Source organism: Desulfovibrio sp. SGI.169, from assembly GCF_050313595.1.
GTDB lineage: Bacteria > Desulfobacterota > Desulfovibrionia > Desulfovibrionales > Desulfovibrionaceae > Desulfovibrio.
Map to the genome: position 1 here is coordinate 73090 of NZ_JBNPLS010000005.1, position 20978 is coordinate 94067.

The window sequence follows — 20978 nt, forward strand, 5'->3', positions numbered from 1 at the left end:
GGAGCGTATTGCCAACGCCCACGCGTTCGTGCTTCCAGCGCTTCCAAGTCCTGCGAAACGTGTCAAAGTTGGTTTTTAGCCTCTCGCACATTTCATCAGCCGTCAGGAGTTCGGTGTCCATCATAACTTCCCGGATCAATTATTGGTGATTATTTGCAGCATTAACACCACGAATCTCTTCAAAGCGCCTGCCTAGATGGCCTTGCCGCTACTGAATATTCAAAGTCACGCATGGTATTCCCCCTCCAGGTACTCACGGATTTTTTTTTCTTCATCAGGTGTAGGTGCATAAAGGCCTACCTCGATGCCGCTCAAGCGAGAAGGAGTGAAGCCGAGAAGCAACGCCAGATTGCGCAAGGAAATTTTGCGGTTTTCCCTTGTGGAGCGAAGAATCTTGGAGAATGGCGTAGGATTGAGCTTGGGCATGTCAGGAACCGGCTCATAGCTGCCCACTATCCCCGTACCCCTACAGAGGGGGCACAGCGTGACAGGTAGGGCGGACCTCAACGTACCCTCGCCGTTACAGCGTGGGCATTTACGATCCAGAAAGGCGTAAGATTCATCAGGCATTGGATACCTCCGGGAACTGATGCCATTCTCTGCTGTCCAGCAAGGATGCAGATTTTTTGCCGCTCCCACCCCACCCCTTGAAGTAGAACGGAACGCCCGCATCCACACACTGGTCGCGCAGGCCGCGCACCCAATTGAGGTGTATAGGGCGCGCACCGGGTCCGGTTTCACCGCCGCAGATGACCCAATGGAGTGATTGCGCCACTATGGAGTCAGCTTGGTCAAAATTGAGACAGGCTGGCCCGTTTACCAAATGACTTATCTCATTGTCCCTATCAAATACCCACTTGCTCACGTCCACCGGCCCCAGCATCGGCTCGATGGACACGAACAGCTTGGCGGCCGGTATCTGGAGCAACACGGGAATCTTGGCGTCCGCCTCTTCCTGGTTGCAGACCGTGACGCCAAGCCAGAGGTTCGGCGGTAAGGCGCGATATGAAAGCACCGCCGTCATCCTCTCTGGTCGCTTGGTAAGCAGCAAAAACGTATGCTGCTTGGTATCATCAGAAATACGATCCAAAATTTCATGTATGTCATCTTCTTTCACGGCTGGATGAAAGAAATCCGACATGGAGTTCAAAAAAATACGCTTCGGTGTTTTTGGCAGTTTTTCATGCCAGAAGAAGAAGTAGCGTACAGCACCCGTCCACTTACCGTTTTCGTCCACCACGCCCGCGTATTTCTCCGTCGTCTTCCGATTCTTCGCCAACCGCGCCGCGAACCGCTCGGCATAGCAGTTTTCGCAGCCGGGCGAGCACTTGGAGCAGCCTACAAACGGATTGATGGTGATGTCGCACCAGCCGATAGGATTACTCATGTCAGCGTCTCCTCAATTTTTGCGTCATTGTTCCCCCGCTCAATCCTCCCTACGCTCTGGGACGTAGGGAGTCAGAGAGGAGGAATCAGCGGACAATCTTGTTCGGCATATCCCGATTGACACCGCCGGGCGTCTCTGTTTGCACGTCATCAAAAGACAGCCCGTCGCCGACAATCTCAACGCGGCCAGCGTCGAAGTAGCAGGTATCGTTTACCTTGCCGTCAGCGGCGGCCGGAGCCACGCCGTACTGTTCGCAACCGAAGAGGTAGGCTACTTTCGCCACGATGATGCCTTCAAAGCCTGTCACTTTGTCTTTTGCGCGTTTGCCAAGATTTTGCATTTGTTACTCCTTTGGTTTGGATTGCCGGACTACCAAGCCGCCCGGAGGGGCATCCCCAGAGTAAGGACTACGTTAGCCATAGCAGAGCCGTGCCCCGTTGCACTCTGCCCCGGCTAGGGTCTCGCCGGGGCCTCCATTTTTTTGAAAACAACGCTACAACCGTCCTTCCGCTCCCACAGGCTCCCGTCCTGGAGCACTGCGGGATATGGCATACAGCGCGCCGCATGGCTCCCTTTCTGGCATTCAGGTCGCCAATCGCAGAAATGGCAGGCGTTTTCGTTGCTTCCCTTGGGGCAGGCATCTGTTTTCAGTACCGCGATGTACCCAGGCGGAGCTTCATTCGCGTCAAGAATAGAGCTGCTCACAACAGGATTACTCATTGGATTCACCTACACTTTGTTGAACACAGTGCATCCGCAACCGGGACATTTTTTCTTCTTGCTCACCATGCCGCATTTGGCGCATTCGCGGTTGGGTTTGCCGTCAGAGAGGCGCTCGCCCTTGCACGAGGCATAGATGCGCGCGAAGTTTTTGAGTTTACGTTTGCCAGCAAACTCCGGGCGGTTCGGGTCGTCATACGGAGGCATGGGCTTCCTGCTCCGTTGCGCCCGGCGCGTTGTCGGTGCTTCCGGCGTCGGAAGCGGTGCCGGAAACATCCGCGTTTTCGTTGGTGGCATCCGCCCATTCCCAACGCTCTTCGTCGCCGCGATGTTCCGGCATGACGTTGAGCGCGCACCCCTTGCACGGCGGCAAGTCTATGGTGGTGTGGCTATGGGAGCAGGTGCGGCATTCCTGCCGGGGCGTCCAGTTGTCCGCCTCGCCGCTGCCGGACTGACTGCATGACGCGCACTCTTCGGCCTGTCTGCCATCTTCGCTGTCAAGCATGTGGCCACAATCAAGGCAGGTATGACGGTTGGTGGCGTGAGCCGTGCTGATGGTTTCACCCACCGGGGCCGGCGCGGTTTGTTCGCCGGCAGGGTCGGAAGGCGGCGTGGAGGCGCCATCTCCGGGGCGGGGAATGGGCAGGCGGTACTGGCGCTCTTCCGCCGTCATGGGACGGCGCTTCATCTCGGTGCCGTTGTCATGGTCGAGCCAGATAATCGCTTCCTGGCCGTAGTCGGCCATGACATCGCAGTAAACCTCCTGCTCCGTCTTGCCTTCCTGCCATTCCTTGCGGGCGGCTTCGGCGTCCTTTTGCAGAGATTTGATCTGGGCATTGATGCTTTTGCGGTAGCTGTCGAGGTCGTCTTCCAGTTCAGCTATCTGCTCCAAGGCTGACGCCATACGATCCCCAACAGACTCACGCTCGGCAGGATCGAGCGGGACGGAAACAGTGATGAACTCCGTTTTCAGGAAGGCTGGCTTCGCAGATCGGGGCGTCGTGTTCACAGCGTCTTCGTCGTCTTCATCGACGGAGTTCTGCGCTTCCGGTTCATCAGGTCGCAGGGTACAGCCCTCGGCGGCCAAAGCGGACTTCAGGACGTAGCACAAGAGCGTATCGCCAACATTGAGATCGTCGGCGTCGTGTGTGAAGTCGAGTGTGGAAAGCTCCCACTGGTTGCCGTGGCGGTCCTTCACCTGGGCTGTTTCGCCGTCTTCGGAAAAGGAGATGATGGTCAATGTGACGCGCGTGGTGTCGGGCGGGTCGCCGGGAATGTCCGGCTCCTCTCCATTGTCCGTCCAGTTGTCTTTTGTGCCGGTGGCAAGGCCGGAACGGGTGCATTCCGCACATTCAAACGGCAAAGGCTCGTTTTCGTCGTCGGCCAAGACGGAGAATACGCAGTTTCGGCAGGTTTTTCCGTCATCTTTGCGCTTGGGCAGGCCGGTGCGGAGGTCGGTCACTGTCGCCCTTGTCATGCCGCCGCCATCAGACAAGCCCTTTTCATCGGCCAGCCATTTGGGGAGTGAAATAGATACATTCATATCGCCGCGCTCTCCGTCGAAGTCGATTTGCGAGAGTGGCAGCCAGACTTCCTCTCCTTCGCAGGCAATCAGCACAGCGGCATCAGTGACTTGCAGGATGTCGGCATGGATGGTGATCATATCGTCGTGAGGCATGGCAAAACTCCTTGGGATAGCTGGTTACATGCCAAGTTCGGCAAGGAATCGGGACGGACGCTCATCGTCTTCCGGTCTGACAGCCAGAATCAGGGTATCTCTGGCGCGGGTGACGGCCACATACATGAGGCGGCGTTCGTCTTCGATGGCCGCTGCGTCGCCTTTCTTTTCGGCGGTGAGGGCCTGCCTGCCCGGCAGAACGCCTTCATTACAGCCCGCAATGATGACACACGGGAACTCCAGACCCTTGGAAGCATGGCAGGTCATGAGCAGAATGCCCGGCTCTTCTTCCCCGGCAGGCATTTCGTCCTGCACGTCGACCAGAGCCAGCCAATCGAGATAGTCTGCGATTGTGTCCAAAGGATGTTCCGAAACGTAGACATCCAGCCAATCAAGAAAGGACTGGCTTTCCCCGTCCGCCGGGTCAAAGCGGTAACGGTCGGTTGCGAACCAGATGAACGCTTTTCCCGCATAGTCACTTTCACTTGGCATGTAGCCCAGCGTTTCCACGGGCAGATTTTCGCGGAAAACCTCAAAGCCGGACTTGCCCTGTTCCGCTGCGTCCACACGGATTTGTGCATATTCCGCCGCATCCACGCCCAGACCCTCATGGGCCAGCAAAAACGCGGTTTCGTCATGGGGATTGACCAAGCACTTCAGTGCCGCGTGAGCCTTGACAAACAGTGGGCTGTGCAGATCCGTCGTGCGTTTGCCGATGCGCTTGTGCGGTACGTCGCGGGCCGTCAGTTCTTCACTGAGCTTGTCCAGCATCCTGTTGTTGCGGCAGAGCACAACGGGCGGCGTTGGCCCGCGCCATCCCGCAATCATGTTCGCCAGCACGGCACTGTTCGCCTCACCCAGTTTTGCAAGGCAATGCAGTATGTCTTCTGTTTCTCGCATGGCCTGCATTTCCAGTACACGGTGGCTGGTGTTGTGACGGATCAGGCCGTTTGCGGCCTCCACAATGGCCGGGGAACTGCGATAGTTGGAGCGCAGTTCATACACGGTCAATGTGCCCGCATTGATGAGGGATTGCAGATGCTCCGGCACAGCGCCGCGAAACCCATAGATGGATTGGGAGATGTCGCCCACGGCGTACAGTTCGGAATCCTCTGTGTGTTCAAGCATGGCGTCCAGGGCACGCCACTGCATCCGGTCAAGGTCCTGCACCTCATCGACCAACAGGTATTTCCAACTGGTAAACTCGCGCACCTTCCCGGCTTCCGCCAGTTGCGCAAGCCCGTGGATCAGTCCGTAATACGGCAGGGCGTTGTTCTGGCGGCAGGCGGCTTCAAAGGTCGCGCGCAGAGGCGCGAATGGTGAATCCTTGAGCGTTTCTTCGCTTTCCCCGCGCTCAATCGCAGCCATAAAAGCGTCCAGTTCGCGCTTGCCCGGTTTTGCCCACTTGCCATTCTTGCACATGCCCAGCATTTCCCCGCAGTGGCGGAGCATGATGTCCGTTTCCAGCGGCGTGTACACCGTCAGGTTGCCGTAGCGCAGGCCGATGTGCTGGCCGTAGCGTTTCAACAGACCAAGCCCAAGGCCGTGGAACGTGGACACCGTGACCTTGCGGGCCTCCCTGCCGATGCGGGCCTCAAGCCGTGCCCGCATTTCACCGGCAGCGGCGCGGGTGAAGGTGGTGCAGACGATTTCATAACCACTGACACCGTTTTTCACGAGGTGCGCCACTCGTTCCACCAAAGTGCGGGTTTTACCGCTTCCGGCTCCGGCGAGCACCAGCACGCGCTTTTCGTCCGCCAGCACGGCGGCCTGCTGTTCAGGATTCAATGTATCGATCATACGTTTCCTTTCCGTATCCTTGTTCCATCAGGATGATGCAAAGCCGCAGGCGGGCCAACGTGTGTTGCCGTTCAATGGGGCGCATGGCTCGCCGAGCTTCTCTCCGGGCCTGTCGGGGCAGCGGGATACCGAGTTTCCGGGCACGGGCCAGCGTGAAGCGGTAGTCCGCGATCAGATCGCCCGTTTCAGCGATGCACCCGGACAATGCCGCAAGCCTGTCCGAGAGCGGCCCAACCCCGCCGGGCAAAGCGGGCAATGTTTCGCAGTATGTCATTGTGCAACCTCCAGAACATGCACAGCCGTCCATCCATCGCTGACGGCGGCCACTTCATGGCAGGTGCAGGCGATGATTTGCGTGTCCACGTTCGCCCTGGCGACGCTTTCCAGGAGCAGGCCGATTTCCGGCCCAAGCTCCGCGCCCTCAATCAGAATGACCGCATTTTGGCGATCCTGTTGTGTCAGCGCGTAGGCCAATGCGGATTCAAAAAGCACACGCTGTCCACCGGACAAGCCGCCGTAGGACACGACGCCGTGCTGCGGGATGTCCCAACCAAGAAAAACAGTGCCATCATCATCCACGCTGAACCGAGCTTCCCCATACGGGAGCACTCGCCCCATTTTTTCGGCAATGGCCGTTGCCGTGCCCTGCATGGCTGCGGACTTTTTGTCTCGCAGGTCGTTCAGGGCTTTTTTGGCGGCTTCAAGTTCCGCCTCCAGGTCCAGCTTTGTGGCGTGATCTTTTTCTCTCTGGGTCTCAAGCCCTGCCGCGCGCTGAAAAAGGCGTTCGTCGGCGCGTAGCGTGTCCAGTTGCACCCGAAGGCCGGAAACCCGTTGCTCCAGGATACCCACGTTATCCATTGGTCGCCTCCGTCCGAAGTTGTTTCAGTTCGCGTCGCAGCACCATTTGCGCCGCGCAGCCCTCGCAGCCTGCCCGGCGAAGCGCTGACAGCACCCGTTCCAGAGCGGCAACGGCAACGCCCGAACCGTGGAGGAAAGCGGGCTGATTGGCCTGTTCGCTCTGGATTGGGGCCTGAATTGCGCCTTGCGGTTGTGAAAACAGCGTGCTTTGCTGTGCCGTATCCGGCTTTTCCCTCTCCGACCGCACCTGTGCCTGCTCCAGTCGTGCGCGTTCCCGCGTCAGTTCGTCGCGGGCCGTCTGGTACTCGCGTTCAGTCCGCACAATGGCCGCCTGCACTTCCGGCAGGGAACCGGAAGGCAGGTTCAAACTTGCAAGGGATTCGGTGATGCTCCGGCAGGATTGCTCCTTGCCCTTGATCGCGCTTTCGAGTTCTGAAATCCGTTCTTTGGCGCGGGTAATGGCCGCGCCAAGTCCCCGCACATCCCCTGCCGGAGGGAACAGGCGGAACAATTCGTCCACCTTTTTCGCGTCGGAGAGAGCGAGAAAGGCGGACACATCGGCAATGCTCGCCCCCCGGCGATCCAGTTCCAGTTCAAACAGGTTTTTGGGGACGGATTCTCCGGCGTTGCGGTATTCGCAACCCACCGCGCCGTTTTTTTTGCGCTTGTACGAGCGTTCCAGCGTCACACCGTCATCAAACTCCAGCCCGACAGTCAGGCTGTCGCCGTTGCCCACGGCGTTGAGAATGTCGCTGTTGGATTTGGCGATACCGGTTCCCGGCAGGCTTCCCGTTACCAGCAGAGCCAGGGCGAGGGCGCGGGAACTTTTGCCGCTTCCGATACGCCCTGTGATCACGGTGCGCAGCGCGAGGGACTGGTCAAAATCCATGCCTTTGAAGCCGCGTGCGTAGATGCGGGTGATCATGCTTCTCCCCCGTCAAGAATCCGGTTGAGCGCGTGCAGCACTTCGCCCGCGTTGCCGGGATTCACTTCCGATTCAATCAACCCGCACTCCGTCAAGGCGTCAGCATATTCGGAGGGGAGATCTTCACGGGCTACTTGCAGGTTGTTCCACGCCTTCAGTTCCCGATCCGTCCAGGGTTCCGGGGGCGTTTCGTCAACCGCCGGAACAGGATGAGGCTGCGTTTCCGGCGCGGGAGCGGGCTGATCTTCAGGCATGGGCATGGCGGCGGCTGTCTGCGGCGTTTCATAGCGGTCGGGGTTTTCGAGCGGGTCGGCTTCGCCGTCCATATCGCTACCCTGTATCTCCTCGGTGCCACGAGAGATGACAATGGGCTGCTGCGCTTCCGGCAGGGCGACCGGTTTGCCTTCGGTCAGCGCTTCGATAATCTGCGTGGAGGCCGCATAGCGCGAGGTGTCGAAGCGGATGAATCCGCCGTCACTCGGCGCCCAGCACACGACCGGCACATCCCACACGCTGATAGAATGGTTCTTTTCCTGCCCCGGCACCACGGCCAGACCAAAAAGATGCTTCAAGGCGTTTCTCTGGGCAAAAGTTTGGGCGAACTCCAGCGCCTTTTTCTTGCGGTTGAGCACCTGGCCCAGAAAGTTGATGACTTCCTCGTGGGTGATTTTCATCCACAGGTTGACGGCCTCATCCACACGGTAACAGGCCCATTCTTCCGCGGGCTTCGGGGCAGGCATTCCGGCTGGAAGCAGTTTGAAGGCGTCTTTTTGTCTTTTCGCCTTGCCCACCATATCAGCCAGCGTGTAGGTGGCTGTGTCGAAAATGGTGGTTCGGTCGCTCACCATAGGCTGGCCGTGCTCGTTGTAGCGGAAGGCCATGGCCCGGCAGTGAACTTCAATGATGCTTCCGTCAGGCCCGCGCCGGACATAGGGGTTCTGTTGCTGTATCCCGTCCACTGTGACAGTAGGCGCGTTCATCACAACGGCCCCAGCGGCATGGGCCAGCATGGCATAGCCGGGGGCGGATATGACATACGGACCGTTATAGACCGGCTGCGTCAGACCGCCGTTTTCCGCGCTCAGGCGCACCATGCGCTTGGTGGCTTTGATGCTCCGGCCTTCCGCGTCGGTGAGAGCAAAGGCTTCGCCTTCCCCCAGCGCGATGACGTTTTTCTTGTGCAGGGCGGCCATATACTGCCCCAGAACCTTCCCGTCTTCCGGGCAGGCCGCGGCCATACGAGAAAAGGCATCCCTGGCCCGATCAGCGAGAGGGGCCGGCATGGTCTGATGTGCGCTCATCTCAAACTCCATTGGTTTGCATCGTGGGTAAAAGCCGCGCTTTCCTCACGGAGAGCTTCCGCTTCCGCAAGGGCTTCTTGATAGTCGTTTTCTGATTCGTAGGCCTGCGGACAAGGCATTCCCTTCGGGAGACGGCATAACTCGGCGAATCGTTCAAAATGGGGGCAGGCGTTGTAACACATAAGCTACCTCAACAGGACGCTGATGCAGGCGCAAATCAGAATAGTAGCGCCTACAACGATGATGGTAGCCACCATGCGCAGCGCCTCGCTAATGCCGTTCCGTACTCCGTCGCGGAGATGGATGGTCATCTCTCGGCGGAGTATTCCAATTATGGTGTCCATGTCAGGCCACCAAATCCAAAGCTTCCGCGAGAAACGACGCTGCGTCCGCATCCTGCATGGAAACGCAACCATTCTCCTGGATATGGCGAAGGAGAGCTTGCGCCGTTTCTGCCAGTTGAAACTGCCCATGCCTGGTGGCGTCGCGCACAACGTGCTTCAATTCGCCGACAACCTGATTCATGGCCTTCTCCTCCGCCGGTTGAACAGCTTCCATGATCCGTCCATTCGGGCAGGCGACGCGGAGCCGGTTCATCACTTCGTCGAACGAGCCACGGTCGTAATAGACCGTGCCTTTATGGCGAATCATGAGTTTCATGTTTTCCCCTTATCAGCGAGCCGATTCCCACGGCCCATACCTCCACGACCCATCGTAGCAGTCCACACGCCGCCTGCGGCATATTTCACGACCGTCGCTATCAGCGATCAGAATCAGTCCGCGGCCGGGATCATCGGGTGCGTTGCGGGTAGCGAAGGCCTTGGCGGCCTTCAACGTACCTTGGAAAGAGATAGCGCGGGCTTCGGGGCCGAGCTGGATCAAATATGTCATGTTTTCCTCCTGATTTTTGCTTCAATCCCGCCACCATCCAGATGATGATGGCGGTCAGAAACAAAATCAGGAGAAAAACCGTTTCCAGGCGTACCGGCATATTCCGTCCACCTGGTCTCGCGTCCAGACAGGCCACGACCCACGAACCGCGGAAGGCAAACATCCTTCGTGGTATACCCTCCAACCCCAATCGCAGAGCGCCCGAACAGAAGGAAAAGGGTCATTTATGAATTTGGCTGAGGCATGGGTGTATACTGCCCGCAGGTCGTCCTGAAGCAGGCGGGAAAACACCTTCCTGAACTCTCTTTCTGTCCTTGCAAAGCAAATGCTCATGCTGTCCCCCCTTGGTTGGGTCTTCGCTTGTCAGGCTGGGCTGGGTTGCCGTGGGCTTTCCGCCCTGTTGGCAAGTTCTTTTTAGTGGAGAACGCCACAACTAGTCAATAAAAAATGTGGCTTTTGCCACAATTTTTTTTATACTTCTCCCCTCCACAAATCACAGAAGGAGGAAAAACGTATGCGAGTGATGATTTCTCAGCCCATGAAGGGGCTATCGGTGGAGGAAATCCGGGAGCGGAGGGCAACGGTTGTCGCCATGCTGGGAGCGGACGGCCACGAGGCGGTGGATACCGTTAAAGAGGTGACTGGGATGGATACCCAGGAGAGGTACACAGATAATACCATCCCAAGCATGGGCGAACTGAGAACGCTTGAAGACTATGAGACGTTTTTCAGAAAACTTGTAAGGGAATGCGCCCCAAATGTATTTTGGGAGACGATGAAAGGCCGTCCCATTATGGAGGTCGTAGCAAATCTTATTGATGAGTCCGCAGAAATACTAAAAAGAGAAGGAAGGCATCAGGGAAGGTGCGAGATTTGCGGAACGCCGATTGATGACACTAATTACGGCAATGTGTGTCGTGAAATTATAAGCGTTGATGACCGAGAATCAGGTGAACACTTTGGGTTTTCGGGGGTGCTTCACCTTCGTTGCAGAGAGCATTACGAGCCGGGCTTGAAATTTGAGGTCAGAAAAGAACACTTGGGATTTGATGATCTCACGCACCTTCTTTGCTATTACGAATATCTTAAACGGAACCCACACAAAACGCGGGTAAGACAACATCTCATTGCGGCAATGAAAAACTGCATTGCTGGACTTGAAAAAATGGATAAAGGCTAGTCATCAACCATACCTCCATTTCTGTTTCGCAAGGAAGAAGTATGAAAAACCTAAAAGAAATATACAAACGTTTCAAGTGGGAATTTGAAAGGTTTATAGCATGGTTAGCTTTTCGCGTATCAGTTGATCCATTTACATTATTTACAGGCCTCCCAGACGGCTACACACCCTATGAGAAAGGATATAAGGCTTATGAGAGCGAAAAAAAGCGTTATGAAGAAAAATTTTGTGAATATTACGCGAGGCGCATAAGGACTGAAAGGGGAAACGTCGTAACCTCCATTAAGTCGCGCTGCCTCATTCATTGCAAGAAAGGCCGTCACCAAAGAAAGTACGGCAGCCACAATCCCCCCAATAAACCAAAATATGTGAACCGTTATTTCATTCAAAGGAGATTTCGCAAGAATCGCCGTAATAGCGCCGCCATTAAGTAGAAAGAATGAGTAAAGCGCGGCTTTTACATGAACTAGTTTCGACTTGATCTGACAGTAGGCCCTTGCCAGGAAAGGGGAACTCCGTTTTGATGGAAACACGTGACACCATCAACCGGGCACCATGCCCAACGGAGTTCCCAGATGGAAAGCTTTAACCAAAACGTCATCAAGCACAAGACCGGACTTCTCAACCTCGCGGCAGAACTGGGCAATATTTCCAAAGCCTGTCGGGTCATGCGATTTTCCAGAGACACCTTTTACCGTTATCAGGCAGCGCATAGCGCCGGAGGCGTCGAGGCGCTGTTTGAGGTCAGCCGCAAGAAGCCCAATCTCAAAAACCGTGTGGATGAAGTCACAGAGCAGGCGGTTAAGGATTTTGCCCTGGAGTTTCCCGCTTATGGGCAGGTGAGAGCCAGCAACGAGCTTCGCAAGAAGGGCATCTTTGTTTCTCCTTCCGGAGTGCGTTCCATCTGGCTGCGGCATGACCTGGCATCCATGAAACAGCGCTTGAGTGCCCTGGAGAGGAAATCCGCCGAGGAAGGTCTTGTACTGACAGAGGCACAGGTGCAGGCTCTGGAGCGCAAGAAACAGGACGATGAAGCCTGTGGCGAAATCGAGACTCACCACCCCGGCTATCTGGGCAGCCAGGACACGTTTTATGTGGGAACTATCAAGGGCGTAGGGCGCATTTATCAGCAGACCTTTGTGGACACCTACTCCAAGTGGGCAAATGCCAAACTTTACACCACCAAGACACCCATTACCGGAGCGGATTTGCTCAACGACCGGGTATTACCGTTTTTTGCCTCGCAGGAAATGGGCCTTATCCGTATCCTGACCGACCGGGGAACGGAGTACTGCGGGAAGCTGGAAACGCACGATTACGAGCTGTATCTGGGCATAAACGACATCGAGCATACGAAGACCCGAGCGCGTCACCCGCAGACAAACGGCATCTGCGAACGCTTCCACAAGACCATCCTGCATGAGTTTTACCAGGTTGCGTTCCGTCGCAAATTATACCACTCTCTGGAGGAGCTTCAGGCCGATCTGGATGAGTGGCTGGAGTATTACAACACCGAGCGGACTCACCAGGGGAAGATGTGCTGTGGCCGAACGCCCATGCAAACTCTCCTTGAGGGCAAACAGCTCTGGAACGAAAAGGTCGGACAGCTCAACTAATCGGACAAGAGGAGACATCAAAACGGAGCGAATGTCAGATCAAGTCTGAACTACTACATTTTACATACTCGCCTGCCTGCCGATAACATTCTATACCTAGTAGCCTACTTTGCTCATCATTTCCCATTATCAATACTCCACATGTATGATAGTGCATCCATTTTTCTGTTTTTCCATTAATGTTTTCGTGGTGTTGGACGCCTTTTGGGCGTTTTAGGAAGGAAGTGCAATACGCAATCGCTTGAGTGAACTACAGTCTCAACTTTTGGTTTCATGCGGTTTTTTCTTGCTTTTGAAGTACATCGCTGCCCACCTCAACATGAGCAGGGGGCACTATTGTCAATTTCTATAGGTGTTTTCCATCCCATTTTTACGCGCTGCTCAACTCGAAAGAAAAGCTCTGATAACGGGATCTCCAAGGCAGTTGAAATGCAAATCAAATCCTCAATATATAATGCCCGTGCTTTCCCGTTTTTTCGTGGGTTTCTAATGGCACGCCATGTTCCGGCCTGGTTTTTGTAGCCAGGCCATGCTGCCCGTGAAAATTTGGAGTAGTCACCGAATTTGTCGAGGGCTGCTTCGTCTATTGTCTCAATCAGGCATCTCGTAAACATTCACCCCCCTATGAATACTCCACATAAATAATGGTACAACCTGAGTTTCGCTTTTCTATTCTGACTACGCACAACTTTTATTTTGCCGAGGTTCTTCCGGCGCGGTTGACGAGGCAGCAAACTTGTCTCCTATCAGTTCCATAAATGCCTCTTTTTGTGCTTTTAGTTTGACAATTTCCATTTTCAAATTTTCGTTTTCTTCCCTGAATTTCTTAAGCTGGCTTTGGCATTCGGCTTCCGGGGAATCCCACGGAAAGACAAGCTCTCCCCCCATCACGTCAATCAGTTTGGACACGACATCTAGATTCAAGTTGTTCTTGACGCGGCTGGGTTCGGGGCATTCCCCGGCCTGAAATTTCATCGTGTTGACAAAATTGACAATACCAGCGTGGTCAACTCCCGCCTCTCCGCAAAGCACGTTCACGCTCTTGAAAGTCTTATCTTCCAGCACCTTGAGCAGAGCGCCCCGAAATTTTTTTTCCATTTTCATATCTGTTTTTTTTCGCGTTTTGCGATGCCCGTCAAAGGGCGATAGCCAGAATATGACTTGACTAAATAAGTGGCGTTCGCCACAATAACCCCATGAACAAGCAAACGCTCATCAATGACATCCGCAAGCATCTGGACGGGCGAAGCATATCCCTTCACCGCTTGGCTCAAGAAAGCGGGGTGGATCACGGTAGCCTCTGGCGTTTTGTCAATATCGAAAAAGCCAACCTCAACACGGATTCGCTCTTTCGCCTCTGGCCCTTCCTTTATGGGGAGCAAAAAACTCCCACAGTCGAGGCTTCTCCTTCCCCATTGTCACCAGCAACGGCTGCAAAACCGCGCAAAGAGAAAAACCATGTCGAGTAGCAAAGCTCTCCTTTCACTGTTCCTGCTCGTTCTGCTGTACGGCACCGTAACCCAGAAGCGAGCCTTGCAGGCACAGGCGAACGCACCCGCCTTCCGGCACAAGATGCCGTGCCGCCGTCCCCGCTACGGCCTGCAAGTCATCGGGCGTCGGTAGCCTTGCAAGGCGGTGTCGTCGCCAGATGATTTGCCCCGGCGCTGTAATCCGCACCAGCGCCGACAACCCCTTTTCTGTGCTTCGGAGCGAGACAAGCGCAAACGCACAGCAAATATTCATGTCGCCACAGTAGACGACAAAATAACCGGAAGGAATTGCAAGATGGAAAGTCCGTCACAAACTGTCACAAGATTATTGAACCAGGCTTGTTCACAGTACCCCGGTGGGCTTCGGGCCGTGTTCTCCGCCATCCGAGAGAAGGAAGGCGACGCGGCGCGTTCAGAATCCACATTTTATGCGGACATGAATCCGAATCCTACCAGTACAGGCAAGCTCAAAGCGCGTGATCTCATCGCCTGCATGGAAATCACCGCCAATGTCGAGCCGCTTCGGTACATGGCCTCACTGTTCGGCTACAGCCTCACAAGACTTTCCGCTGTGGAGCCGGATGCTCCCACTGTGGAGGCGGAGATGCTCCAGGATTACCCGGCAGTCGTAGCCTTCCACGAGTCCGTGCAGAATTTTCGGCGAGGCGAAATTCGCTACGAGACGGTGCTTGCACGGCTTGAAGCGGCATTGCTGGACTTGCGCCAAACCGCCGCGCTCGCGCGCCACCCCGAAGAGAAAAAGTAAGCCAGAAGAGCAAGAGCATGGGTGAATCATCTTGTCAGAAAGCCGTTTCCCTCCGCACATCGCGCGTTGCGTATTACCGGCAGTGCGGCAACGCCAAGTCGGATTACGAAGTTTTTGACAGCGAGACGGGCGAAATGACACGGCTGTCCCCGCGTCAGTTTGAAGCCATATATGTGCCGGACTGGAAACTGCCGCCGCACATGCGGCACATAGCTTCAGCGGCTCCCTCGTGGTGGGACTGGAAAGCGCGGAGTGGCGCATGACTGGAACCATCCTTACCGGCGACGCGCTGTCCATGCTCCGCACTCTGCCCGACGAGTCCGTGCATTGCTGCGTCACCTCTCCCCCGTACTGGGGCCTGCGGGATTATGGCGTGGCCGGGCAAATCGGGCTTGAAGTCTCGCCCTCTGCCTATGTTTCCGCCCTCGCTCCTGTTTTTGATGAAGTGCGCCGCGTCCTTCGGGATGACGGTACGCTTTGGCTCAATCTCGGTGATTCTTATGTCGGCTACCACGGGAACAAGAACGCTTCCGGCCCTGCTCCGTCAGACAAGCCCGGCTACCGCGAGAACATGCGCGAAACGACTGTGGGCGCCGATGGACTTGGAAACAAAAATCTGGTCGGGATACCGTGGCGCGTAGCCTTTGCTCTTCAAGAGCGCGGCTGGATACTGCGCTCCGACATCATCTGGCACAAGCCCAATCCCATGCCGGAAAGCGTCAAGGACAGACCTACACGGGCGCACGAGTACCTTTTCCTCCTTTCCAGGTCACCTCGCTACTACTACGACGCGGAAGCCGTGCGGGAACCGGCGGCCAAGAGCGCGGCACATAAAACGGGCGGTAGCCGATACAGCTTTCGCCGCGCGCACTCCAAGCGTGTGCAAGGCCCAGCAAATCACCCGCAAGGCACACATCGCCCGGACCGCGATGATACCCGTTACTGTGGGCCGACCCGCGCCCGTCGCGGTGTCTGGACAGTTCCAACACGCCCCTTCCCTGATGCCCATTTCGCCACATTTCCGCCGGATTTGATCCGCCCCTGCATTCTGGCCGGATGCCCTGTCGGCGGCACTGTCCTCGATCCGTTTTTCGGCTCTGGCACGGTGGGGCAGGTCTGCATTGAGGAAGGGCGCAACTTCATCGGTATCGAACTGAACTCGGAATATGTGGACATGGCCGAGCGGCGCATCGCCAATGCGCGGCCCCACGGGCCGCAGCAGGCATTTTTCCGAGATGTGGAGGCAAAGGCATGAGTACTTGTCTGCCTTCGCGCATCCTTGAACAGGCTCAGGGCAGGCCCGCGCGGCATGTCGTCTCCGTCTCCGGCGGCAAAGACAGCACGGCAACCTACCTGCTGGCCCTGGAACAGACCGGCGGCGATTTTGATGCCGTATTCGCGGACACCGGCAACGAACATGAAGCGACGTATGAGTATGTCGCGCGCCTGCATGAGCGTACCGGCGGCCCGAAAGTACAGACGGTGAAGGCCGATTTTTTGCGGGAACTGGCACGAAAGCGCGCCTGGCTGGAATCCGGGAAAGCCACGTCCAGAGCCATGAATCCTTGGACGGAAGAACGGGTGCAGGAGGTGCTTGCGGCCGGTCTTGAGCCTTCCGGGGTTCCTTTCCTGGATTTATGCGTGTCTCGGGGCATGTTCCCCTGTCGTTCACGGGCGTTTTGTTCCAGGTATCTGAAACGCTTTGCCTTGTGGTACCAGTTCCAATCGCCTCTGACTGATAAAGAGCTCCATATTGTTTCCTGGCAGGGCATCCGCGCTGAAGAATCTGCCCGCCGCTCCTGTTACCCCATGTGGGAACTCTCGCCCGACTCGGAATTGCTAACCATTTATCGCCCGCTCATGGGGTGGTCGGTTGAGGATGTGGCCGCCATGCACCGGCGGCACGGCATCAAGCTCAATCCTCTTTACGGAATGGGCTTTTCCCGTGTGGGTTGTATGCCCTGCATCCAGTCAAACAAACAGGACATCCGTCTTATTGCAAGATTGTTCCCCGAACACATTGCCAAAATTCGCAAGTGGGAACGCATTGTGCGGATTTCCAGCCGTTCGGGACAGGCTACATTTTTCCACCAAGACACAGCGGGTAGTAATGTCCCGGTGGGCATTGATGAGGTCGTGCGCTGGTCCATGACCAGGCGCGGCGGGAAGCAGTTCGACATGCTTGCTTGCGCAGCGCCGCCGACTTCCGAGGTGTGCATATATGCCGGAGGGCTGTGCGAATGAAAATCGCCCTCCATGATTCAGACCGGACACGTTTTCCGAACTTGCCGTTGATGAAGCTCTCGGCGTGGCATCGAACACAGAAGGATGCCGTTGAACGATTCATCCCTTTGATGAACGACAGCTATGACCGCGTGTATTCCTCCAAGGTCTTCTCCTTTACCGCAGAAGAGCCGAATCTTCCGCGCGGCGTAATTCGGGGCGGCACCGGGTATGGAATTGGCTCAGATTTGCCTGATGAAATTGAACACATCATGCCGGACTACTCGTTGTACCCCGGTTTCAAAGCAAGCCTTGGCTTTACCACGCGGGGCTGCATCCGTTCTTGTCCATGGTGCGTCGTACCCGGCAAGGAAGGAAAAATCCACGCCCATGCCGAACTGGAAGAGTTCTTGCGCCCTGACTGCCGTGACGTGGTGCTCATGGATAACAACATCCTCGCGCATGAGCATGGGATCATGCAGTTGGAGAGGTCCATAACCCGCAACCTGCGCATTGATTGCAATCAAGGGCTGGACGCCCGGCTCATTGCCGCTGACGACGCCCTTGCCCATTTACTTTCGCGGGTTCACTGGCTGAAAAGCATTCGACTTGCCTGCGACCACAAATCACAGATGCCCGCTGTTGAAGCGGCGGTCAAAGCAATCCGCCGCCACGGCAACAAACAATACAATTTCTCGTGCTACGTTTTGGTGCAGGATGTAGATGATGCCCTGGAGCGGGTCGAGTTTCTCCGCGCCCTGAAGGTTGATCCTTTCGCTCAACCATATCGCGAGCCTGGTTCCAAGGCCCTACCTGCAAAGCATCTACGCGACTTCGCGCGGTGGGTAAATCACAAGGCCATCTTCAAAACTGTGCCGTGGACGGAATACCGGCGGAGTGCGGCATGAACGTGCGCTATCTGTCCGTCTGCTCCGGCATTGAGGCCGCGTCCGTGGCGTGGTCGCCCCTTGGATGGGAACCAGTGGCCTTTTCGGAGATTGAGCCATACCCGTGCGCCGTCCTTGCTTACCACTACCCGCAAGTCCCGAACCTTGGGGACATGGCGAAAATCAACGGCACGAACTACCGCGGCATTGTCGATGTCCTGGTAGGCGGCACGCCTTGCCAAAGTTTCAGCGTGGCCGGGCTGCGGCGCGGGCTTGATGATGAACGGGGCAATCTGGCCCTTGAATTTGTGAGGTTGGCCGATGAGTGCGATCCAACTTTCGTTGTTTGGGAAAACGTACCGGGCGTTCTCTCCGACAGGGGAAACGCTTTCGGATGTATTCTTGGAGGACTGGCCGGTGAAGACGCGCCGCTTCTCCCGCCAGGGGGAAGGTGGGCGGACGCTGGTTATGTGCTTGGACCCAAAAGGTCAATCTGCTGGCGTATCCTTGACGCCCAATATTTCGGCTTGGCCCAACGCCGCCGCCGTGTCTTTGTTGTCGGATGTCCTCGAAACGGCCCCGATCCCCGAACGATACTTTTTGAGTTCGACGGCCTGCGCCGGGATACTCCGCCGAGCCGACAAACGCCGGAGGACATTGCCGGAACCCTTGATGCGAGCCTTGCAAGAAGTCGTGGCGCGGGAACTGCCCCCGGAGCCTGTGTCGATGTCTGCCAAGCTCTGACAGGAAGCTTTGGAGGCGGTGGGCCAGACGACAACAAGGCCCAGGCCGGGTTTTACGCAGTCGTCCCGCCCCAAAAGGCTGGTAGCTGGAAGAACAATGTGGAGATGGCCGCTGCGGGCTACATGCTTCCATGCTCACAGTATGGCGCTGTAGCGGCGTCATTGACGGCAGAAGGCGCCGATGCTTCACCATGCGCCGACAGAGGCCCTACAGTCCTGGCCGTGCGAACCGCGCAAACCTCCGCCAACGGCAATGGCATTGCTCAAGAGGTCTCCCATACTCTCGACCGTGCGAACGGGCAGGCGGTCATTGCTTTTCACGGTTCACAAGACCCGGATGTTTCCGGCGAAGTCACGCACCCATGCGGGCGAAATAACGGAGCGGAGACCTGTATCTGCTACGCTCCGGAAATCGTCAGCCAGGCCATATCCTGCAAATGGAGCAAGGGGACGAGCGGCCCCGCCGGGGATGAACATCACAATCTGGTGAGCTGCATGACATCCACCCCAAATTCCGTGGACGTTTTTAGTGCTTCCGGCAATGGAGTCTGGCGGGAGGGCATCGGCCCGCTCCGGGCACGACAACAGGATAGCCATGAAAACCTGTGCCTCGCATTTACCGAGCGTGGCCGAACGGAAGGCCGAACGCTCGAATACCTTGAAGAACAGGCTTACTGCCTGATGAATCCCGGCAGTGGCGGACGCACTCATTCACGGCAGATAATGACGCCGCAGCTTCAGGTACGTCGCCTTACGCCAAGGGAATGTGAAAGACTTCAAGGCTTCCCTGACGACTGCACGGTGGTCCCTTACCGAACCCGCAAATTGCCCAAACGAATCGTACTGCGTTCCTATCGGCGCTATCTCCGCAGAATGGCGCGGCAATGCAAGGAACCGCTCTCTTTGGCGGACCTCCTCAAGTGCGCTGACGGGCCACGTTACCGGGCAATCGGAAACAGCATGGCTATCAACATCATGCGCTGGATCGGCGAGCGGATAGCGCAGGCCATAGCCACGCAAGAACAACATGCAAAAAATGGGAGGAACCATGCCTGAACGAGCATACGGAAAGCGGAAATGCCTTCAGTGTGGGCAAACTTTTGAAGCCAGCCATCCAGCACATATTACCTGCTCCGCAAAATGCGCGGCGGAACGCAGACGCGGGCAAAAGCGGCAGACTGGTGCCCGTACCAGAGCCAAACGCAAAAAATATCTGCTGGACCTGCTGGCATCACTGAACGAGGCATGGGCCGAACTGGAATGGCTCAACTGTCGGTATGAAGCCCAGGGCGGCAGGTTTGAAAAACTTGCGATGGCCATGTGCGCCGCACATGCCCTGGAGACAAAGAGGCTGAAGGCGGAACTGGAAGCGATACGCCAGGCGGCCGCCGAACCCGCCCCGGCGGAAGAAAAGGCTTCCGTTTCTACCGTAACAGCCCCCGCGCCTTCCGCCGCCGCGAACGTCGACACGAGCGATTGGGATTTCTGTCCGCGAATGAGCCTGCGGGCGCGGCGTCTGCCCTGTGGGGAACGCGGGGAATGCCAGGGCTGTGAGCGCATCACGGGCACACCGCTTGTGCTGGAACCGGGCGACAAGCTGTGCAAGCAGTGCAAGCGACCGTTCACGCCAAAGGCTTCCGCGCAAAAGTATTGCTCGAAGCAATGCCAAGCCGAAGCGGCAAAGGCGAAGGTGTACGGGAAATAAAAGAAAAGCCCGGCTGCAACCGGGCTTGCTCGACGTAAAGCCGAAAGAAACCAGAACGAGGTAAGTATGAACCAGAATAGCAACAAGGTCAAATGGTATCCCCGACTTTTGACGGGGGAAATGGTTCGCGCCGTTCTTTCCGGCCACAAAACCGTCACACGCTGGCCGTTGCGCAAACAGCCAGTGGAGGACGTGGCCAAAAGAAAAGGAGAATGGGTGTGGGAGGATGTGGATGGCAACATCTTTCGTGCTCCGGTGCGCCCTGGCGATGTCATCTGGGTGAGAGAGGCGTGGGCGGAACTTACAGCAGTATCCCCGGCTACCGGCGAACCGATACCTATAGGTCCAGGAGAGCAGCTTATAGAGCCGCCTACCTTTTATATGGACAGAAAAGGGTACAAGCGGTGGAACTATGACGGAACTGTTATCGCGTACCGTGCGAACAGTGACGTGATGTTCTGTGACGGGGACGGATTTTCGGGAGAAATGGCGGATAAAGACGACATGCCCCATTGGCGACCGTCCATCCATATGCCCAAGGAATATGCACGCCTGTTTGGGCGCGTGACCGGTGTGAAGCTGGTTCATGTGCAGGACATCAATGAGTCGGAAGCGCAAGCCGAAGGTGTCCGCCCGGCATTTTCGCATCCGGGACTGGATGGCGTGGTCTCTCAGCCGTTCTACCGATGGGGGTTTTGGAGGCTCTGGGACAAGCTTTATGCCGCGCGCGGTCTTGGCTGGGACGCAAACCCGTGGGTCTGGGCAGTGTCCTTCCGGCTCATTTCCAAGGCAGAAGCGGAGGCGTGAG

22 protein-coding genes are annotated in these 20978 nt (G+C 56.6%); 11 read left to right on the forward strand and 11 right to left on the reverse strand.

Translation table 11 applies throughout. The annotated features are described in order from the left end of the window. Positions 1-225 precede the first annotated feature (225 nt). The 10 genes from ACQRA4_RS04155 to ACQRA4_RS04200 all read right to left on the reverse strand — a co-directional run bounded on the left by ACQRA4_RS04155 (position 226) and on the right by ACQRA4_RS04200 (position 9660). Positions 226-426 carry a helix-turn-helix domain-containing protein gene (locus ACQRA4_RS04155; RefSeq protein ID WP_427821823.1) on the reverse strand — a complete coding sequence of 67 codons (201 nt, stop codon included), beginning with the start codon at positions 424-426 and terminating at the stop codon, positions 226-228. Positions 427-562: 136 nt separating this feature from the next. Beyond that, the gene (locus ACQRA4_RS04160) at positions 563-1387 is read right to left on the reverse strand and encodes a DUF5131 family protein (RefSeq protein WP_427821824.1); all 825 of its coding nucleotides are present in this window, start codon (positions 1385-1387) and stop codon (positions 563-565) included. Positions 1388-1472: 85 nt separating this feature from the next. After that, a complete protein-coding gene (locus tag ACQRA4_RS04165) occupies positions 1473-1727 on the reverse strand; it encodes a hypothetical protein (RefSeq protein WP_427821825.1) in 255 nt (84 codons plus the stop codon). A gap of 573 nt (positions 1728-2300) precedes the next feature. Beyond that, a complete protein-coding gene (locus tag ACQRA4_RS04170; protein WP_427821826.1) occupies positions 2301-3785 on the reverse strand; it encodes a hypothetical protein in 1485 nt (494 codons plus the stop codon). Between the two features lie 24 nt (positions 3786-3809). Beyond that, positions 3810-5585, reverse strand: a complete 1776-nt coding sequence (locus tag ACQRA4_RS04175) for an ATP-dependent helicase (RefSeq protein WP_427821827.1) — start codon at positions 5583-5585, stop codon at positions 3810-3812. A 270-nt stretch (positions 5586-5855) separates the two neighbouring features. Further along, positions 5856-6443: a hypothetical protein gene (locus tag ACQRA4_RS04180; RefSeq protein ID WP_427821828.1), complete on the reverse strand. Its 588-nt coding sequence runs from the start codon at positions 6441-6443 to the stop codon at positions 5856-5858. Next, complete coding sequence (locus ACQRA4_RS04185; protein ID WP_427821829.1) at positions 6436-7368, reverse strand: hypothetical protein; 933 nt, start codon at positions 7366-7368, stop codon at positions 6436-6438. The genes ACQRA4_RS04180 and ACQRA4_RS04185 overlap by 8 nt, the downstream gene beginning before the upstream one ends. Further along, positions 7365-8669 (reverse strand): hypothetical protein, encoded by a 1305-nt coding sequence (locus ACQRA4_RS04190; RefSeq protein WP_427821830.1) that lies wholly within the window; start codon positions 8667-8669, stop codon positions 7365-7367. The genes ACQRA4_RS04185 and ACQRA4_RS04190 overlap by 4 nt, the downstream gene beginning before the upstream one ends. 345 nt (positions 8670-9014) lie before the next feature. Next, a complete protein-coding gene (locus ACQRA4_RS04195) occupies positions 9015-9329 on the reverse strand; it encodes a hypothetical protein (protein WP_427821831.1) in 315 nt (104 codons plus the stop codon). Positions 9330-9459: 130 nt separating this feature from the next. Next, positions 9460-9660 (reverse strand): hypothetical protein, encoded by a 201-nt coding sequence (locus ACQRA4_RS04200; protein ID WP_427821832.1) that lies wholly within the window; start codon positions 9658-9660, stop codon positions 9460-9462. A 414-nt stretch (positions 9661-10074) separates the two neighbouring features. On the opposite strand from ACQRA4_RS04200, the gene ACQRA4_RS04205 reads away from it, so the two are divergent. From ACQRA4_RS04205 to ACQRA4_RS04215, 3 genes are all read left to right on the forward strand, one after another. Next, positions 10075-10740, forward strand: a complete 666-nt coding sequence (locus ACQRA4_RS04205) for a hypothetical protein (RefSeq protein ID WP_427821833.1) — start codon at positions 10075-10077, stop codon at positions 10738-10740. Between the two features lie 41 nt (positions 10741-10781). Beyond that, on the forward strand, positions 10782-11174 hold the full coding sequence (locus ACQRA4_RS04210) for a hypothetical protein (protein WP_427821834.1): 393 nt from the start codon (positions 10782-10784) through the stop codon (positions 11172-11174). Positions 11175-11315: 141 nt separating this feature from the next. Continuing rightward, positions 11316-12356: an IS481 family transposase gene (locus tag ACQRA4_RS04215; protein WP_427821835.1), complete on the forward strand. Its 1041-nt coding sequence runs from the start codon at positions 11316-11318 to the stop codon at positions 12354-12356. Between the two features lie 678 nt (positions 12357-13034). On the opposite strand, the gene ACQRA4_RS04220 is transcribed toward ACQRA4_RS04215, so the two are convergent. Continuing rightward, the gene (locus ACQRA4_RS04220; RefSeq protein WP_427821836.1) at positions 13035-13460 is read right to left on the reverse strand and encodes a hypothetical protein; all 426 of its coding nucleotides are present in this window, start codon (positions 13458-13460) and stop codon (positions 13035-13037) included. 92 nt (positions 13461-13552) lie between these two features. Between ACQRA4_RS04220 and ACQRA4_RS04225 the strand changes: the two genes are divergently transcribed. From ACQRA4_RS04225 to ACQRA4_RS04260, 8 genes are all read left to right on the forward strand, one after another. Continuing rightward, positions 13553-13825 (forward strand): hypothetical protein, encoded by a 273-nt coding sequence (locus ACQRA4_RS04225; RefSeq protein WP_427821837.1) that lies wholly within the window; start codon positions 13553-13555, stop codon positions 13823-13825. A 391-nt stretch (positions 13826-14216) separates the two neighbouring features. Next, positions 14217-14612, forward strand: a complete 396-nt coding sequence (locus ACQRA4_RS04230) for a hypothetical protein (RefSeq protein WP_427821838.1) — start codon at positions 14217-14219, stop codon at positions 14610-14612. Positions 14613-14871: 259 nt separating this feature from the next. Further along, positions 14872-15867, forward strand: a complete 996-nt coding sequence (locus tag ACQRA4_RS04235) for a DNA-methyltransferase (protein WP_427821839.1) — start codon at positions 14872-14874, stop codon at positions 15865-15867. After that, a complete protein-coding gene (locus tag ACQRA4_RS04240; RefSeq protein WP_427821840.1) occupies positions 15864-16856 on the forward strand; it encodes a phosphoadenosine phosphosulfate reductase family protein in 993 nt (330 codons plus the stop codon). Before ACQRA4_RS04235 ends, ACQRA4_RS04240 begins: the two co-directional genes overlap by 4 nt. After that, entirely contained in the window at positions 16853-17743 is an 891-nt protein-coding gene (locus tag ACQRA4_RS04245; protein WP_427821841.1) for a hypothetical protein, read from the forward strand. The genes ACQRA4_RS04240 and ACQRA4_RS04245 overlap by 4 nt, the downstream gene beginning before the upstream one ends. After that, positions 17740-19521: a DNA (cytosine-5-)-methyltransferase gene (gene dcm, locus ACQRA4_RS04250; RefSeq protein ID WP_427821842.1), complete on the forward strand. Its 1782-nt coding sequence runs from the start codon at positions 17740-17742 to the stop codon at positions 19519-19521. The genes ACQRA4_RS04245 and dcm overlap by 4 nt, the downstream gene beginning before the upstream one ends. Continuing rightward, the gene (locus ACQRA4_RS04255; protein WP_427821843.1) at positions 19514-20170 is read left to right on the forward strand and encodes a hypothetical protein; all 657 of its coding nucleotides are present in this window, start codon (positions 19514-19516) and stop codon (positions 20168-20170) included. Before dcm ends, ACQRA4_RS04255 begins: the two co-directional genes overlap by 8 nt. Before the next feature lie 66 nt (positions 20171-20236). Beyond that, the gene (locus ACQRA4_RS04260; protein ID WP_427821844.1) at positions 20237-20977 is read left to right on the forward strand and encodes a hypothetical protein; all 741 of its coding nucleotides are present in this window, start codon (positions 20237-20239) and stop codon (positions 20975-20977) included. Position 20978: the final 1 nt, after the last annotated feature.

What these genes read in the sequence shown, in the direction of transcription:
- ACQRA4_RS04190 (WP_427821830.1), bottom strand. Translation starts at nt 8,669, where the DNA reads ATGAGCGCACATCAGACCATGCCGGCCCCTCTCGCTGATCGGGCCAGG.
- dcm (WP_427821842.1), top strand. Translation starts at nt 17,740, where the DNA reads ATGAACGTGCGCTATCTGTCCGTCTGCTCCGGCATTGAGGCCGCGTCC.
- ACQRA4_RS04160 (WP_427821824.1), bottom strand. Translation starts at nt 1,387, where the DNA reads ATGAGTAATCCTATCGGCTGGTGCGACATCACCATCAATCCGTTTGTA.
- ACQRA4_RS04170 (WP_427821826.1), bottom strand. Translation starts at nt 3,785, where the DNA reads ATGCCTCACGACGATATGATCACCATCCATGCCGACATCCTGCAAGTC.
- ACQRA4_RS04245 (WP_427821841.1), top strand. Translation starts at nt 16,853, where the DNA reads ATGAAAATCGCCCTCCATGATTCAGACCGGACACGTTTTCCGAACTTG.
- ACQRA4_RS04260 (WP_427821844.1), top strand. Translation starts at nt 20,237, where the DNA reads ATGAACCAGAATAGCAACAAGGTCAAATGGTATCCCCGACTTTTGACG.
- ACQRA4_RS04215 (WP_427821835.1), top strand. Translation starts at nt 11,316, where the DNA reads ATGGAAAGCTTTAACCAAAACGTCATCAAGCACAAGACCGGACTTCTC.
- ACQRA4_RS04155 (WP_427821823.1), bottom strand. Translation starts at nt 426, where the DNA reads ATGCCCAAGCTCAATCCTACGCCATTCTCCAAGATTCTTCGCTCCACA.
- ACQRA4_RS04180 (WP_427821828.1), bottom strand. Translation starts at nt 6,443, where the DNA reads ATGGATAACGTGGGTATCCTGGAGCAACGGGTTTCCGGCCTTCGGGTG.
- ACQRA4_RS04175 (WP_427821827.1), bottom strand. Translation starts at nt 5,585, where the DNA reads ATGATCGATACATTGAATCCTGAACAGCAGGCCGCCGTGCTGGCGGAC.
- ACQRA4_RS04210 (WP_427821834.1), top strand. Translation starts at nt 10,782, where the DNA reads ATGAAAAACCTAAAAGAAATATACAAACGTTTCAAGTGGGAATTTGAA.
- ACQRA4_RS04255 (WP_427821843.1), top strand. Translation starts at nt 19,514, where the DNA reads ATGCCTGAACGAGCATACGGAAAGCGGAAATGCCTTCAGTGTGGGCAA.
- ACQRA4_RS04195 (WP_427821831.1), bottom strand. Translation starts at nt 9,329, where the DNA reads ATGAAACTCATGATTCGCCATAAAGGCACGGTCTATTACGACCGTGGC.
- ACQRA4_RS04205 (WP_427821833.1), top strand. Translation starts at nt 10,075, where the DNA reads ATGCGAGTGATGATTTCTCAGCCCATGAAGGGGCTATCGGTGGAGGAA.
- ACQRA4_RS04200 (WP_427821832.1), bottom strand. Translation starts at nt 9,660, where the DNA reads ATGCCGGTACGCCTGGAAACGGTTTTTCTCCTGATTTTGTTTCTGACC.
- ACQRA4_RS04185 (WP_427821829.1), bottom strand. Translation starts at nt 7,368, where the DNA reads ATGATCACCCGCATCTACGCACGCGGCTTCAAAGGCATGGATTTTGAC.
- ACQRA4_RS04235 (WP_427821839.1), top strand. Translation starts at nt 14,872, where the DNA reads ATGACTGGAACCATCCTTACCGGCGACGCGCTGTCCATGCTCCGCACT.
- ACQRA4_RS04165 (WP_427821825.1), bottom strand. Translation starts at nt 1,727, where the DNA reads ATGCAAAATCTTGGCAAACGCGCAAAAGACAAAGTGACAGGCTTTGAA.
- ACQRA4_RS04240 (WP_427821840.1), top strand. Translation starts at nt 15,864, where the DNA reads ATGAGTACTTGTCTGCCTTCGCGCATCCTTGAACAGGCTCAGGGCAGG.
- ACQRA4_RS04220 (WP_427821836.1), bottom strand. Translation starts at nt 13,460, where the DNA reads ATGAAAATGGAAAAAAAATTTCGGGGCGCTCTGCTCAAGGTGCTGGAA.
- ACQRA4_RS04225 (WP_427821837.1), top strand. Translation starts at nt 13,553, where the DNA reads ATGAACAAGCAAACGCTCATCAATGACATCCGCAAGCATCTGGACGGG.